Origin of the sequence: Nocardiopsis sp. NPDC050513 (assembly GCF_044457925.1) — a bacterium.
Lineage (GTDB): Bacteria > Actinomycetota > Actinomycetes > Streptosporangiales > Streptosporangiaceae > Nocardiopsis.
The window spans coordinates 278,012-291,468 of the sequence record NZ_JBITHK010000006.1 but is presented as its reverse complement, the minus strand read 5'-3'; the positions used below and the strand labels follow the sequence as shown (position 1 = coordinate 291,468).

Below are 13,457 nucleotides of genomic sequence, written 5' to 3'. Positions count from 1 at the left end.
GGACCGACCGGATCGGTCGGGCTCCGCGTCACCGCGCGCGGTCGCGCCGGGGTACGCGGGCCGGTTCCACCCGGATCCCGGGCCGACGGCGTGCCCGGGGGTCGCGCGCGGCGTCCGGAGCCTAACGTTGGCCGCATGCGCGTACTCGTCACTGGTGGGGCTGGGTTCATCGGTTCGCACGTCGCGGAGGCCCTCCGCGCCGCCGGGCACACGGCGGTGACGCTCGACGTCCTCCTTCCGCAGGCGCACGCGGGGCGACCGCGCGGGGACACGGGGGTCGACCTGGTGTGCGACGTCCGCGACGGCCGGGCCGTGGAACGGGCGCTGGACGGCGTGGACGCGGTGTGCCACCAGGCGGCGATGGTGGGTCTGGGGTCGGACTTCGACGACGCGCCGGACTACGTCGGCTGCAACGACCTGGGCACCGCGACGCTGCTGGCCGCGATGGCCCGCCGAGGGGTCCGCCGCATCGTGGTGGCCGGGTCCATGGTGGTCTACGGCGAGGGGGCCTACACCTGCGCCGAGCACGGTCGCGTCCGGCCCGGGCCGCGTCGGGAGTCCGATCTGGCCGCCCGCCGCTTCGATCCCCCGTGCCCCCTCTGCGGGGCGCCGCTGGAGCCCGGACTGGTGGGCGAGGACGCCCCGACCGATCCGCGCAACGTCTACGCCGCCACCAAGCTGGCCCAGGAACACCTGTGCGCGGCGTGGGCGCGGGCCGTCGGCGGGCGCGCGGTGTCGCTGCGCTACCACAACGTCTACGGCCCCGGCATGCCGCGCGACACCCCGTACGCCGGTGTCGCGTCCTTCTTCCGGTCGGCCCTGGCCCGGGGCGAGGCCCCGCGCGTGTTCGAGGACGGCCGCCAGCGGCGCGACTTCGTGCACGTCCGCGACGTGGCCGACGCCAACGTGGCGGTGCTGGAAGCGCTCTCCGCGCGGCCGGAGGGGGTCCTGTCCGCGTTCAACACCGGCAGCGGGACACCGCACACGGTCGGTGAGATGGCGTGGGCCCTGGCGGAGGCGCACGGGGGGCCGTATCCCGAGGTCACCGGCGAGTACCGGCTGGGCGACGTCCGGCACATCACGGCCTGTTCCGCGCGCCTGGCCGAGGAGTTCGACTGGCGTCCGCGCGTCGGCTTCACCGAGGGCGTGGAGGAGTTCGCGCGGGCGGGCCTGCGCGCCCGGTCCGGGGCGGACGCGCAGGCGCGGTGACGGGGCGCCCGCGTGTCGCGGAGCACACCTCCCCCATCGGAGTCGTTTCGCTTCGTAGCGTGATCACCGTGATCGATGAGCGACGTGAGAGCGATGACTCCACCACGTGTCAGGACCGCCCCTCGGAAGATCCCGGAGATCCGGCGCGCGAGCACCGGCGACCGCCGGTGGACGTGATCCTGCCGTGCCTCGACGAGGCCGCGGCACTGCCGTGGGTCATCGAGCGCGTTCCCTCCGGGTGGCGGGCGATCGTGGTCGACAACGGGTCCACGGACGGGTCCGCGGCCCTCGCCGAACGGTTGGGGGCCCTGGTCGTCAGCGAGCCGCGCCGGGGGTTCGGGGCGGCCTGCCACGCGGGACTCCTCGCGGCCACCGCCGACATCGTGTGCTTTTGCGACTGCGACGCCTCACTGGACCCGTCCCTGCTCCCGCACCTGGTGGACGCCGTGCGCGAGGGCACGTCCGACCTGGTCCTGGGGCGTCGTCGCCCCGACGGCGGGGGCGCCTGGCCCGCCCACGCCCGGTGGGGCAACGCGGTGGTCGCGGGGATGCTGCGCGGGCGCACCGGGGTGCGGATCCGCGACATCGGACCCATGCGCAGCGGGCGGAGGGAGGACCTCCTCGGACTCGGGCTGACCGATCGCCGCTCCGGCTACCCCCTGGAGATGGTCGTGCGCGCCGCGGCCGCGGGGTGGCGGATCGACGAGGTGGACGTCCCCTACCGCCCGCGCGTCGGCGCCTCCAAGGTGACCGGAACGTGGCGGGGGACGTGGACGGCCGTGCGGGACATGGCGTCCGTGCTGCGCGAGCCGGCCACCCGAACACGGGCGCGCTCCGCGGGAGGGAACCGGTGAACGGCCGCGGGGAGGGCGGGGCGGCGACGCTCCTGGTGATCGCCAAGGAGCCCGTCCCCGGCCGGGTCAAGACCCGGCTGGTTCCCGAGTACACGCCGCGGGAGGCGGCGCGTGTGGCCGCCGCCGCTCTGGAGGACACACTGCACACCGTGCTGTCGATTCCGGCGCGCAGGAGGGTGCTGGCCCTGGACGGGCGGCCGGGTCCGTGGCTGCCGGACGGCGGGTTCGACGTGGTCGCACAGTCCGGGGGCGGGCTGGACGAGCGCCTGGCCGCCGCGTTCGCCGGGTGTTCGGGGCCCACCCTGCTGCTCGGCATGGACACGCCGCAGGTCACCGCGGACGTCCTGGCGCCCGCCCTGGCGGCCGACGCCTGGCGGCGCGCGGACGCGTGGTTCGGTCCGTCCGAGGACGGCGGGTTCTGGGCGCTCGGCCTCGCGGACCCCGACCCCGCCCTCCTGCTCGGTGTGCCCATGTCGACGGATCGGACCGGTCGGGTGCAGCGCGGACGCCTGACCGACGCGGGTCTTCGGGTGGGCGACCTGCCGCTCCTGGTCGACGTGGACACCGCCGCGGACGCCGCCCGGGTCGCCCGGCAGGCGCCCTGGAGCCGGTTCGCGCGGACCGTCCGGGCCCTGGCCGACGGGTGCGCGCGATGAGCGCGGCCGAACTCGGGGTCGCCCCCGCGGACGTGACGGCCTGGCGGTGCGACCCGTACACCGAGGCCCTGGCCAGGGGGTACGGCCCCCTGTTCATGCGTCGGCCCGACGGGTCGCTGCTGTCGTTGGACGTCCAACGCTGGTGCGGGGGCGTCGACGCGGTCGACGCCGCCGCCCTGGACCGCTGCGAGGGCAGCACGCTCGACCTGGGATGCGGGCCGGGTCGTCTGGTCGCGGCGCTGGCCGAACGCGGTCGTCCCGCCCTGGGCGTGGACCTGAACCCGTTGGCCGTGGCGCGCGCCCAAGCGGCGGGCGGCAGCGCGCTGTGCCAGTCCGCGTTCGATCCCCTGCCCGACGAGGGCCGTTGGGGCACCGCGCTGCTGGTGGACGGCAACATCGGTATCGGCGGAGCCCCCGAGAGGCTCCTCGCCCGGGTGCGGGACCTGGTGCGGCCCGGCGGACTGCTGATCGTCGAGACCTCCCGGGAGGACGTCTGCGAACGGATGACCGTGCGCGTCACCGACGGGTGGGGTCTGATCGGCGCGCCCTTTCCGTGGGCCCGACTCGGGCCGTGCGCGCTCCTGCGGCTGGCGGAGCGGTCGGGGTGGTCGCACGCGGAGTCGTGGGAGGCCGGGGGACGCCCCTTCACGGCACTGCGCTCCACCGGACCGGACGCGGTGACGCCTCAGACCGGGCGGCCGCCCGAGGTCACGCGCAGGTAACGGACTGCCCCGACCGCCGCGGAGGCGGCGAACAGGACCGCGCAGACCAGCAGCCACCGTCCGGCGAACGGGTGCCCGGGGAGCCCGCTCTTGGACAGGTAGGACTCGGAGGGGCCGAGGATCAGCGGGAAGTAGACGAGGAACAGCAGTGCGGAGACGACCGCGGGGACGCGCACGTGGTTGATCAGCCGGACCCGGGCCCGGTCGTCTCCCCCGGCGCCGCGCCTCCGCCCCGTCAGGCGCCCGGCCACCGACCGCCAGCCGCGGTCGACCAGGCTGTAACCCGGGAGGAACACCAGGTCGTGGAGGACGGCGGCGCCGACGAACCACACGACGACGCCGACGACGTCGCCGCCCAGGAGGCGCACGCCCGCGTAGCCGATGAGGGCGAAGGCGCCGACCATGAGCAGGAGATGAAGGGCCGAGGCTCCGTACCACCGTCGCAGTGCGGTCATGGGAGCTCCCCGAAGGTGAGCCGGCCGACCCACTTCGTGTTGTGCACGCCAGGGCTGGCCGGGACGATGACGCGGGCCGGATAGCCGTGGTCGAGGGAGAGGTCCGCGCCGTTGACGCGCAGGGCCAGCAGCGACCGGGGGTCGCCGACCTGGTTCGCGCGCAGGCCGACGCTGGTGAAGCTGCCCCGGCGCTGGAGGGACTCCACGAACACCGCGGTCGGTCCTGGGACCCCGACCAGGTCGGCGAGGTCGGCGAGGCGGACCCCGGACCAGTCCTGGTTCTCCGTCGACCACCCCTCCACGCAGGCGATCGGCAGCGCCGCGTCGTGCTGGGGGAGCGCGAGCAGGTCCTCCCTGCTGAGCACCGCCTCGCGCCCGCCGCCGCGCACGGTCAGCCGCCAACCGTCGCCGACGTCGTCCGCCCCGACGCCGGCGCGGGCCGCGGTGTTGTTGACGGGGAACCCGTGGGGACCGTCGCCCGACCTGCCGCGCGGGGCCAGCACAGCGGTCGCGCGCAACGGTCCGCCGATGCTCTGCCCCACGGTCACCGCGAGCAGCGTCAGCGACCCCAGTCCCACCATGCCCAGGAGTCCGCCGCGGGAGAGGGTCGCGGGCGCGGGGTCGGGCGTGACGAGTCCGGCGTCACCGGGCGGTGCGCCCCCGCCGGACTCCTCCGCGCCCGCGGGCCCCGCCCGCAGGGACCGGACCATCGTCGGCGCCTTGGCGGCGATGTGGACGGCGAAGCCCCCGAGGAACACCCACGAACCGTAGAAGTGCAGGACGTAGAAGGAGCCGGGGAAGACGTACTCGAGCTGGACGTTCAGCAGCCCGGTGGCGAAGACGAACAGCGCCCCGCCCACCAGGCACAGCAGCGACAGCCGCTCCAGGACGTGGGCCGCGGAACGGACCGGCGGCCAGGCGAAGAAGAGGGGGATGACCGACCAGAGCTTCGCGAGCAGCACGGGGACCAGCACGATGCCCAGGGTGACGTGGACGCCCTGGGTCAGCCGGTAGAGCCAGGGCGGGTCGGTGGGCCAGGGGAAGAGGTAGAACCCGAGCAGGCCCTTGTCCGGGGTCTTGTCGTTGACCGGGGTCAGGTCGGGGTTGTAGGCGGCGTACGACAGCAGCCCGGTCACGGTCACCAGGGTGAGGCCGACCAGCAGCACGGCTCCCAGCACCGACGTCGTCCACGGGCCGCGGACCGGGCTGCGCCAGAACGCCGGGCGCGTGGGGCCGAACGGCGGCCCGTCGCGCAGGAACGCGCGCAACCGGTCTCCGCGCGAGGACGCGTCCTCGGGACCCGCCGGTGCGGAACGACGCGTCCGGTCGGTGTCCTCGTCCATGCGTGCCCTCCGTCCCTCGTCCGCGCCGGGCCGCGCACGCGATCATGCTAGGCGAGCGGGCCCGTGCGCCCTGGGAGCGAAACGCGCTCTGACCAGGCCTTCTCAGCGACACGCCACGGTGCGTCACGGCTCCGGCGCGGGCTCGGACCTACGCTGGCGGCGTGACTCCGCACGGTCTCCGCGACCACCTTCGCGAGGCGGTCGGCGACGAGCGCGCCGGGCGTCGGCTCGACGTGCTCACCGCGGTCGGGGCCGTGCTCCTCGTCGCGCTGGCCGTGACCGTCGGACGCGCGATCGACCGCGCCGACGCCAGCCTGTACGTGGGCTGGCCCCCGCTCTACGCCTCCTGGGACCCGCACTCGGGCCCCGGCAGCGTCCCCGCCCTCGCCCTGGCCGCGGCGGTGGTCGCCTGCGGTCCCCTCGCGGCACGGGTCCTTCCGTGGCGCCGACTGCTGGCGGCCACGTGGGCGGTGTCCGTGCTGTGGACGTTCTCGCTCGCCCTCGTCGACGGCTGGCGGGGGTTCGCACAGCCGCTGGAGTCCCCCTACGAGTACCTGGGCTCGGTCGACCGCTTCGCCGACGTCGGTGCGGCGCTGCGCGGGTTCACCGGACACATCCTCGTCGGCTCGCCCGACAACTGGCCGACCCACGTCGCCGGGCATCCGCCCGGTGCGATCCTGACCTTCGTCGCGCTGGACCGGATGGGACTCGGCGGCGGCGTCTGGGCGGGGACCTGGTGCGTCGTGGTCGGCGCTTCGGCCGCGGCGGCCGTCCTCGTCGCGCTCCGGGCGCTGGGAGCCGAGGAGGCGGCGCGCCGGTCGGCTCCGTTCCTGGCGCTGTTCCCCGGTGCGGTCTGGGTCGGCGCGTCGGCGGACGGGTACTTCGCCGCCGCGGCGGCGTGGGGTCTGGCCCTGCTCGCGGTGGCGGCGGCCCCCGGAGCCCGAGCGCCCCGCGCCACGGCGCTCGCGTCCGGGCTGCTGCTCGGCTGGACGGTGTACCTGTCCTACGGGCTGGTCCTGGTCGGGATCCTGGCGGCGTCCGTGCTGGTGTGCGCGCGAACCGCCCGTCCCCTCCCCTACGCCCTCGCGGGAGCGCTGGCCGTCGCCGCGGCCTTCACGGCGTCCGGCTTCTGGTGGTGGGAGGGCTACCGCCTGCTGGTGGAGCGGTACTACCAGGGTGTGGCCGCGGTCCGGCCCTACGGGTACTGGGTGTGGGCGAACCTGGCCATCGCCGTGATCGTGGCGGGGGCCGCCTCCGCCGCCGGAGCGCGGCGCGTCCTCGCGCTGCTGCCGGGGGCGGTGCGCGCCCTGCCCACGGCCGTGTCCGGCACCGGGGCGGTGGTCCTCCTCGTCGCGGCGGCGCTCGGTGCGACCGCCGCCGCCGACCTGTCGGGGATGAGCAAGGGCGAGACCGAGCGGATCTGGCTCCCCTTCCTCGTGTGGCTCGTCCCCTCCGCCGCGCTGCTGCCGTCCCGCGACCACCGCGTGTGGCTCGCCCTCCAGGCCGCGACCGCCCTGCTGGTCAACCACGCGCTGCGCACCGGGTGGTGACGGCGCTGCGCCCACGGCGGGCCCGGCGCGTGGGACGCGGCACACGGAACCCGCCGCGGACGAGGCGGGTCAGCGGCCGATGGTCCAGGCCCCGTCGGCCTGGATGTGGATGAACTCGACCTCGGCGGCGCTGCCGAGGATCGCCGCTTCCTCCAGCACGGAGTTCCCCTCGTAGGCGCCGATCTCGTTGGCGAGGCTTCCGAGACGTGCCCCGTCCGCGTCGTAGGGAACCACGATGAAGTTGGCGCTGCCCGAGTGGGTGAGTTCCAACGTGGTGGTGGCCGTGGGCGTCCAATCGAGCCGGTAGAGCGCGTCTCCGGAACCGCTGAGCCAGTAGGTCTCATCGTCCCAGGCCAGGGCCCCGGAAGGGTCCACGGGAAGCTCGTTCCAGACGCCTTCGGCGGCGGGGACCTCCTCGGCCCCGCCCTCCGCGGGCTGCTCGGCGGCGGCCGTCTCCTCGGCCGCGGCGGGGCTGGCCGACGTGGGCCTCTCCTCGCCGACGGGCTCCAGTTCGCCGAAGGAGAAGGCACAGGAGGTCAGCGTCACCGCGAGGGCGGCGGAGGCGATTCCAGCGGTCGCCCGCGCGAGGACGGTACCGCTCAGGGGGTGAGGGATGAGGTCACGCTTCATCGGTGGTCTCCAAGTGTGGGATGCGGTGGACGGCGTCTCGGTCTCCGGACCCTCGGGCGAGTGGAGCCGGAGGACGGGAGGGAACCGGTCGGCTGCTTCGACGGAAGGGATTCCGAGGCGGTTCCAGGGTTTGATGACGATCCTTCTCAGCGCATCGGGAACGGTTGATCCACTGGGGCACCCCCGTTCCGGACGTGTGGCGGGATCCATGTCGGACAGCGGCACCCGAGGGTGCGGCTCAGGCGCGGAGCCCGTGATCGGCGAGCCCCGGTGGCGCGGGAACGCGATCGATGAGTGAGTGTTCGACGGCGGGTTCAAGGTCCTGTGCGGATCTGTGTGAAGGCTCTGGAGCCGCACGGGCAGGTGGGGAGTCCGTTCATGCGGGCGGGAAGCAGGTTCCCGCAACCGACTTGTGCGTTTCTTGCACGAACCTTGTGCGCGCGGAACGTGACCGCGGACGTCGCGTCGGCGGCGAGTCCCGGCACGGACGCCGGCGCGTCCTCACGGCGACGCCCGGAGTCTGTCCTCGACGTCGCGTGCCTGCTCCGTCCGGTGCTGGGCGCGGTAGAGGGCCAGCGCCCGCCGCCAGGCCTCACGGGCCGGGCCCGCCTCGCCGAGGGCGTCGTGGGCCTCCGCGAGGCCGTGGAGCGCGTTCGCCTCCTCGAAGGCGTCTCCCAGGATCCGGCACACCTGGATCGCCTGGCGGTAGTGCTCGACGGCTTCGGCGTGGCGGCCCGAGCGGGTGGAGATGTAGCCCAGACTGTCCAGGACGGCGGCCTCCCCCACCCTGTGCCCGAGTGCGCGGCTGAGACGCAGGGACTCCTGGCAGCAGGCGTGGGCGCGTTCGTGGTGGCCGAACTGTGCCAGACACCAGCCCATGTTGTTGAGCGCGGAGCCCTCCCATACCGAGGCGCCGACACGTCGGTACTGTTCGAGCGCCCGCTCCGCGTGCTCGAGCGCCCGCTCCTCGTCGTCGGCGAGGATCGAGAACAGCAGGTGGACCTGGTGCGTGTGCGCCTGGTTGAGCAGGTCCCCGACGCTCGCGAAGTGGGTCAGCGCCTGGGAGAGGTGGTCGAGCGGCTCCTCGCCGTGGTGCCCGGCCATGAGCATGGCCGAGGCCAGTCCCCGGCGGGCCAACGCCGTGAGCGTCGGGGCGTCCGGATCGGTGAGCCTGGTCGCGGCATCGAGCCCGGCGCGGGCCGTGCCGATGAAGTCGTCGACGTGGCCGCAGCGGCGGAAGTACAGGTAGGTGTCCCAGCACAGTCTCCAGGCCTCGCGGTACAGGCCCAGTTCCGCGGCGAGGCGGACCACGGCGGGCAGCCAGGACCGCTCGGCGGTGAACCATTCCAGGGCTTGGGCCTCGTCCGCCAGCCGCGGGGCGAGGGCGTGCGCGCCGGAGGACCGTTCCCGCTCCATCGCGGACGACGGCATGTCGTTCGGGCTCAGAAGTCGGTTGGCCGCGTCGGCGGTGCGGACGTAGAAGTCGACCAGGGAGCCCAGCGCCCGGCGGCGGTCCTCCTCCGGCTGGTCCCGCTCCGCCCGTTCCTTCCCGCGCAGGCGGACGACGTCGTGCAGTTCGTAGCGCCCGGGCATCGGCTGGTGGACGAGATGGACCGATTCCAGGTCGCGCAGCAGGACCCTGGCGCGGGCGGGTGGGAGCCCGGCGAGTGCCGCGGTGGCGGGCAGTCCGATGCTCTGGCCCGGAGCCAGACTGAGCAGGCCCAGCAGCCGTGCCGCGGCGTCGGGCAGCGCCCGGTAGGAGGCGTCGAGGACGCCGCGCAGCGAGGTGTCCAGGTCGCCCGTGTCCAGGACGTCGAGAAGGGTCTCCGTCTCCCGCAGCTCCGCCGCGAGTTCGCGGAGCGGCAGGTGCGGGCTGCTGGCGGCGTGGGCGGAGGCGATGGTGAGGGCCAGGGGGTACCGGCCGCAACTGCGGATGACCGACTCCACCGCCTCCGGCTCCTCAGCCACACGGCGCTCCCCGAGGCGGGCGGCCATCAACTGGTGCGCTTCGGTGGAGGTGAGCGGGCCGAGCGTGACGGATCCGGCCGCGTCGGTGGCGAGCAGGCCGCTGAGCCGGTGACGGCTGGTGATCACGACGGTGCAGGTGGGGGAGCCGGGGATCAGGGGACGGACCTGCTCGGCGTCGCGCGCGTTGTCCAACAGGATCAGCATCCGCTTCTTGGCGAGGAGGCTGCGGTAGAGGCCGACCTGCGCCTCGGTGCTGGTCGGGATGGCCTTGGCGTCCACTCCGAGGGCGGTGAGGAAGTCGTGGACCACGGTCTGCGGCTGGGCCGCGACGCCGGTCGAGGAGAAGCCGTGCAGGTTCACGTACAGCTGGCCGTCGGGGAACCGGGCCAGGTTGTCGTGCGCCCACCGCAGTGCCAGTGCGGTCTTGCCGACACCGCCGAGGCCGCAGACCACGGTGATCGACACCGCCTCGGACTCTTGCGCGGTGTCGAGCGCGGCGAGTTCCTCGTCGCGTCCGGCCAGCGGCGGCGGAGGAGGCGGGAGCTGGCTCGGCAGGGGCACGGACGGGGAGGCCGCAGCCGAGGCGGACCGGACCCCGGCGAGCACCGGGGCGGGGAACCGGGCGTTCAGATCCGGATCGGCGTTGAGGATCTTCAGGTGGAGGTCCCTGAGCTCGGCTCCGGGATCGGTGCCCATCTCGTCGGAGAGGGCCCTGCGGGTGAACTCGAAGTAGTCCAACGCCTGCGCGGTACGTCCTTCCCGGTACAGCGTGAGCATGAGCTGGCCGATCAGGCGCTCGTCCAGCGGATGCCGTTGGGCGAGGGAGAGCAGGTCGCCGAGGCGTTCGCCCTGTCTTCCCTGACGGAGCAACAGGTCGTTGCGGTCCAGCTCCGCGCCGAAGCGCTCCAGGCGCAGGCTCTCCCGGAGTTCGTTGACCCAAGGGCTGTCCAGGGCGCCGAAGGCGTCGGCCCGCCACAGACCGAGCCCGTCCTCGAACAGGGCCAGGGCGGCGTCCTCGGAGGAGGCGTCCCGCGCCAGCGCGGTGAACGCGCGGAAGCGGTGCAGGTCCACGGCGTCGGCGCTGTGGTCGCTCAGGGAGAGCGTGTAGCCGCCCGGACGCCGGTCGACGACGGCGTCGTTCCCGGCCGCGGACAGGGCCGCCCGAATCCGGGATACGTAGCTGTAGAGGGATGACCGGGCTCCCTGGGGCGGATGCTGCCCCCAGACCCGGTAGATGAGCTGGTCGACCGACACCAGGTGGTTGGCGTCCGCGAGCAATCCGATGAACACGGATTGCCGCCTGGCGTGTCCGAGGTCGACGGGGTGTCCGTTGATATGTGTCTCGATTGCCCCGAGCACGGAGATCTCGACGGCCATGTCCGCTCCTCAGGATGGAACCAGGTGGGGATGACGTAACTATTCAGATCTCTTGCATGAGTTGACTGGTTCTCCTGCACGGCAGGCACTGGACCTGCGAGGTCGAGCGGGCGCCCTCCTCCGGCCGGCCCGCGCTGACGGGCGCGTCACCGAGCTGGAAGCCCGGATCGCCCGGACCTCGGCCGGCTCCACCCGACCGCGCTCAGCGGACGCGGTCGCGCAACGGACCGTCCGAGCCCTGTCGGACCTGGGAAGCCACGTGTGCCGACACGGTCACCGGACGGGGGAACGGGTGCGTCACACGAGGGGGGCGGGTGGGCGGCGCAGTCGCTGCAGGGCCATGGCGGTGCGGAGGAACTGCAGGCCCTGTGGCTGGGTGGGGTCGTGTCCGGTGAGCGTCCGGATCCGCTCCAACCGGTAGTCGATCGTGCTGCGGTGGATGAACAACGCCTTCGCCGCACGGCTGCGGTTGCCGCGGGCGTCGACCAGTGCCTCCAGGGTCCCGTGCAGATGCGGTTCGCCGATCACCCGCGCGGCGACGGTGGACATCATCTCGCGGACCGCCGGGATCTGCGCGGAGGCGTACTCCATCGGGATGTCGCCCAACCGGTACACCCCGGGTGGAAGGCGCAGACCGCACACGAGCGCCAGGACGTCGTGGGCCATACGGCGCCCGTGCCTGACGTCCGCCTGCGGCGACCACCCCACGCCGATCCACACGGATCGCCCGCCCAAGGCGGTGCGCACCGCCGTCGCTCCGCGCGCCGCCTGGTCCTCGCTGGCCGTGGGAAGGACCACGTGAGCTCCGTGGAAGGACAGCGCCACCAGGGACACCGCGCCGAGTCGGTCGCGGATGACGTTCTCGGCGGCCGACACCCGGGCCGCGGACCAGCCTTCCCAGCACATCGCGAGACTCGCCTGGGCGGCGCCGTCGCCCGGCGGCCGGAGGCGGCCGGGGGGCCGTGAGGCCAGGGCGAGCCAGGGATCGAGGGGCGGTGGCCAGTGGGTCCTCCCCTCAACCGGAGGGGCGGGAAGGGGCGGGATCTCTGGCCTCTGCCTCATGCCTCCACTGAACCCGACGCAGGTGACGCCTTTCTCAGAGTTACCTCAGAGTAAGATCAACGTGACCGTACGAGGTACCCCCGGCGGCCTCGGCCGGGACGCGCTCCGAGGCCGCCCGCGTCAGGTCTGGAGGACGTAGCCGGCGCCGCGCACCGTGCGGATGAGCGTTCGGTCGGTGTCGCCGAGTTTGCGCCGCAGATTGTAGACGTAGGTCTCGACCGCGCCCCAGCCGCCCTCGGACTCACGCCCCCACACCGAGAGCACGAGCTCCTGTTTGGTGACCAGTCGCCCGGCGTTGCGCATCAGGTGGCGCAGCACCCTGTGCTCGGTGCCCGACAGGTGCACGACCCCGACGGGTCCGCGCACGTCCCGCGTGTCCTCGTCGAGTTCCAGACCGCCGGCCCGCAGTCGGGCGGGTTCGCCAGGGCTGGTGCGCCGCAGCAGAGCGCGGATCCGGGCGACCGTCTCCTGGAGGTCGAACGGCTTGGTGACGTAGTCGTCGCCCAGTTCCAGGCCGCGGAGCCTGTCCTCGGAGGTGTCCTTGGCGGTGAGGAAGAGCACGGGTGTGCACAGCCCCGCCTCTCTCAGGCGCCGGCACACCGTGAATCCGTCGGTGTCGGGCAACTCGACGTCGATCACGATGACGTCGGGTGGGGAGTCCAGGGCGAGTTCGAGACACGCGCCTCCGGTTCTGGCCGCGGTGACCTCGCAGCCGACGAACCTCAGGGCGACGGTGAGCATGGACAGGCTGTCGGGGGCGTCGTCGACGAGGAGGACGCGCCCCCGCTCTTGCGGGGGTTTCACACGAACATTCAACCTTTTGCTGGGAGCGCGCCCATGGTGGGGGTCCGCGACCCGGTACGGCACGACCTCGGTCGACGTACAACCCGAACCCCCACGTGTCCCGTCACTGGTTCAGCCGGTGAGGTCGGTCCAGGTGTAGACGAGGTCGTTCTCCGGCACGCGAACGTCGAGGTAGCGGGCGGTCTGTCCCTGGGTGCAGTCCCTGGACGTGTAGGTCGTGATGGTGAGCGGCGTGCCGTCGATCCAGGCCGGGTTCGACCGCTGCGCGCCGTTCACCGGCGCGATGGACTGGATCCCGGGCGCCTGGTTCGTGTGGGCGATCAACCCGCTGTTCACGCTGACCCACGGGCTGGCGCTGTTGTCCCCGACGTACATGTAGCAGGTGTCGAGCCCTCGGGTGGTGAGGGTGCTGTAGCCCTGCCCGACGATGTCGTAGGCGGTCCATCCGCGACCCGAGACGAACACGGAATTCACGTTTCCGGACGTCCTGATGCGCAGGAAGTGCGATCCGTCACGCGCCTGGGCCGTCTCCGCCGTGGCCACCGCCACGCCGGACGCCAGTGCCAGAGTGCCCAGGGCCGCCACGGCACGCGTCAGCCAACGGGCACGGCCTCTCGTTGTCGCCATCGGTGTGTCCCTTCCGGGTGTTCGTGGACCCGCGGCTCGGCGCACGGGCCGTCGGCCGGTCACGGTAGTCGCGGCCGGATCCCGGGGGTACGGACGGAGCGGAGATTCCGACAATTTCGGATGGTCAAGTGCGCCGCTCCGGACGAATACTCGGAGCCGACACGGACTCACGCGCCGTGAGCGCGGAGCCCGTGTCGCGA

At 73.4% G+C, this 13,457-nt stretch carries 12 protein-coding genes; 5 read left to right on the top strand and 7 right to left on the bottom strand.

Annotated features, from left to right (window positions below; all coding sequences use genetic code 11):
- The first annotated feature begins 135 nt into the window (after positions 1-135).
- The 4 genes from ACIBFB_RS13565 to ACIBFB_RS13550 all read left to right on the top strand — a co-directional run bounded on the left by ACIBFB_RS13565 (position 136) and on the right by ACIBFB_RS13550 (position 3,441).
- On the top strand, positions 136-1,209 hold the full coding sequence (locus ACIBFB_RS13565; RefSeq protein WP_397229734.1) for an NAD-dependent epimerase/dehydratase family protein: 1,074 nt from the start codon (positions 136-138) through the stop codon (positions 1,207-1,209).
- A 68-nt stretch (positions 1,210-1,277) separates the two neighbouring features.
- The gene (locus tag ACIBFB_RS13560; protein ID WP_397229732.1) at positions 1,278-2,063 is read left to right on the top strand and encodes a glycosyltransferase family 2 protein; all 786 of its coding nucleotides are present in this window, start codon (positions 1,278-1,280) and stop codon (positions 2,061-2,063) included.
- Positions 2,060-2,719: a DUF2064 domain-containing protein gene (locus tag ACIBFB_RS13555; RefSeq protein WP_397229730.1), complete on the top strand. Its 660-nt coding sequence runs from the start codon at positions 2,060-2,062 to the stop codon at positions 2,717-2,719. Before ACIBFB_RS13560 ends, ACIBFB_RS13555 begins: the two co-directional genes overlap by 4 nt.
- Positions 2,716-3,441: a methyltransferase domain-containing protein gene (locus tag ACIBFB_RS13550; RefSeq protein WP_397229728.1), complete on the top strand. Its 726-nt coding sequence runs from the start codon at positions 2,716-2,718 to the stop codon at positions 3,439-3,441. Before ACIBFB_RS13555 ends, ACIBFB_RS13550 begins: the two co-directional genes overlap by 4 nt.
- On the opposite strand, the gene ACIBFB_RS13545 is transcribed toward ACIBFB_RS13550, so the two are convergent.
- Both ACIBFB_RS13545 and ACIBFB_RS13540 read right to left on the bottom strand, forming a co-directional pair.
- Positions 3,405-3,896: a hypothetical protein gene (locus ACIBFB_RS13545; protein WP_397229726.1), complete on the bottom strand. Its 492-nt coding sequence runs from the start codon at positions 3,894-3,896 to the stop codon at positions 3,405-3,407. The genes ACIBFB_RS13550 and ACIBFB_RS13545 overlap by 37 nt on opposite strands.
- Positions 3,893-5,239: a molybdopterin-dependent oxidoreductase gene (locus tag ACIBFB_RS13540; protein ID WP_397229724.1), complete on the bottom strand. Its 1,347-nt coding sequence runs from the start codon at positions 5,237-5,239 to the stop codon at positions 3,893-3,895. The genes ACIBFB_RS13545 and ACIBFB_RS13540 overlap by 4 nt, the downstream gene beginning before the upstream one ends.
- A gap of 161 nt (positions 5,240-5,400) precedes the next feature.
- Between ACIBFB_RS13540 and ACIBFB_RS13535 the strand changes: the two genes are divergently transcribed.
- Positions 5,401-6,789, top strand: a complete 1,389-nt coding sequence (locus ACIBFB_RS13535) for a hypothetical protein (protein ID WP_397229722.1) — start codon at positions 5,401-5,403, stop codon at positions 6,787-6,789.
- A gap of 69 nt (positions 6,790-6,858) precedes the next feature.
- Here the strand turns inward: ACIBFB_RS13535 and ACIBFB_RS13530 are convergent, their stop codons facing one another.
- From ACIBFB_RS13530 to ACIBFB_RS13510, 5 genes are all read right to left on the bottom strand, one after another.
- On the bottom strand, positions 6,859-7,419 hold the full coding sequence (locus tag ACIBFB_RS13530; protein WP_397229721.1) for a hypothetical protein: 561 nt from the start codon (positions 7,417-7,419) through the stop codon (positions 6,859-6,861).
- A gap of 501 nt (positions 7,420-7,920) precedes the next feature.
- On the bottom strand, positions 7,921-10,764 hold the full coding sequence (locus tag ACIBFB_RS13525) for an AfsR/SARP family transcriptional regulator (protein ID WP_397229719.1): 2,844 nt from the start codon (positions 10,762-10,764) through the stop codon (positions 7,921-7,923).
- Between the two features lie 297 nt (positions 10,765-11,061).
- The gene (locus ACIBFB_RS13520; RefSeq protein WP_397229717.1) at positions 11,062-11,826 is read right to left on the bottom strand and encodes a PucR family transcriptional regulator; all 765 of its coding nucleotides are present in this window, start codon (positions 11,824-11,826) and stop codon (positions 11,062-11,064) included.
- Positions 11,827-11,946: 120 nt separating this feature from the next.
- The gene (locus ACIBFB_RS13515) at positions 11,947-12,630 is read right to left on the bottom strand and encodes a response regulator transcription factor (RefSeq protein WP_397229715.1); all 684 of its coding nucleotides are present in this window, start codon (positions 12,628-12,630) and stop codon (positions 11,947-11,949) included.
- 111 nt (positions 12,631-12,741) lie between these two features.
- Positions 12,742-13,257 (bottom strand): hypothetical protein, encoded by a 516-nt coding sequence (locus ACIBFB_RS13510; RefSeq protein ID WP_397229713.1) that lies wholly within the window; start codon positions 13,255-13,257, stop codon positions 12,742-12,744.
- Positions 13,258-13,457 lie beyond the last annotated feature (200 nt).

What these genes read in the sequence shown, in the direction of transcription:
- ACIBFB_RS13565 (WP_397229734.1), top strand. Translation starts at nt 136, where the DNA reads ATGCGCGTACTCGTCACTGGTGGGGCTGGGTTCATCGGTTCGCACGTC.
- ACIBFB_RS13550 (WP_397229728.1), top strand. Translation starts at nt 2,716, where the DNA reads ATGAGCGCGGCCGAACTCGGGGTCGCCCCCGCGGACGTGACGGCCTGG.
- ACIBFB_RS13545 (WP_397229726.1), bottom strand. Translation starts at nt 3,896, where the DNA reads ATGACCGCACTGCGACGGTGGTACGGAGCCTCGGCCCTTCATCTCCTG.
- ACIBFB_RS13540 (WP_397229724.1), bottom strand. Translation starts at nt 5,239, where the DNA reads ATGGACGAGGACACCGACCGGACGCGTCGTTCCGCACCGGCGGGTCCC.
- ACIBFB_RS13530 (WP_397229721.1), bottom strand. Translation starts at nt 7,419, where the DNA reads ATGAAGCGTGACCTCATCCCTCACCCCCTGAGCGGTACCGTCCTCGCG.
- ACIBFB_RS13525 (WP_397229719.1), bottom strand. Translation starts at nt 10,764, where the DNA reads ATGGCCGTCGAGATCTCCGTGCTCGGGGCAATCGAGACACATATCAAC.
- ACIBFB_RS13520 (WP_397229717.1), bottom strand. Translation starts at nt 11,826, where the DNA reads ATGAGGCAGAGGCCAGAGATCCCGCCCCTTCCCGCCCCTCCGGTTGAG.
- ACIBFB_RS13510 (WP_397229713.1), bottom strand. Translation starts at nt 13,257, where the DNA reads ATGGCGACAACGAGAGGCCGTGCCCGTTGGCTGACGCGTGCCGTGGCG.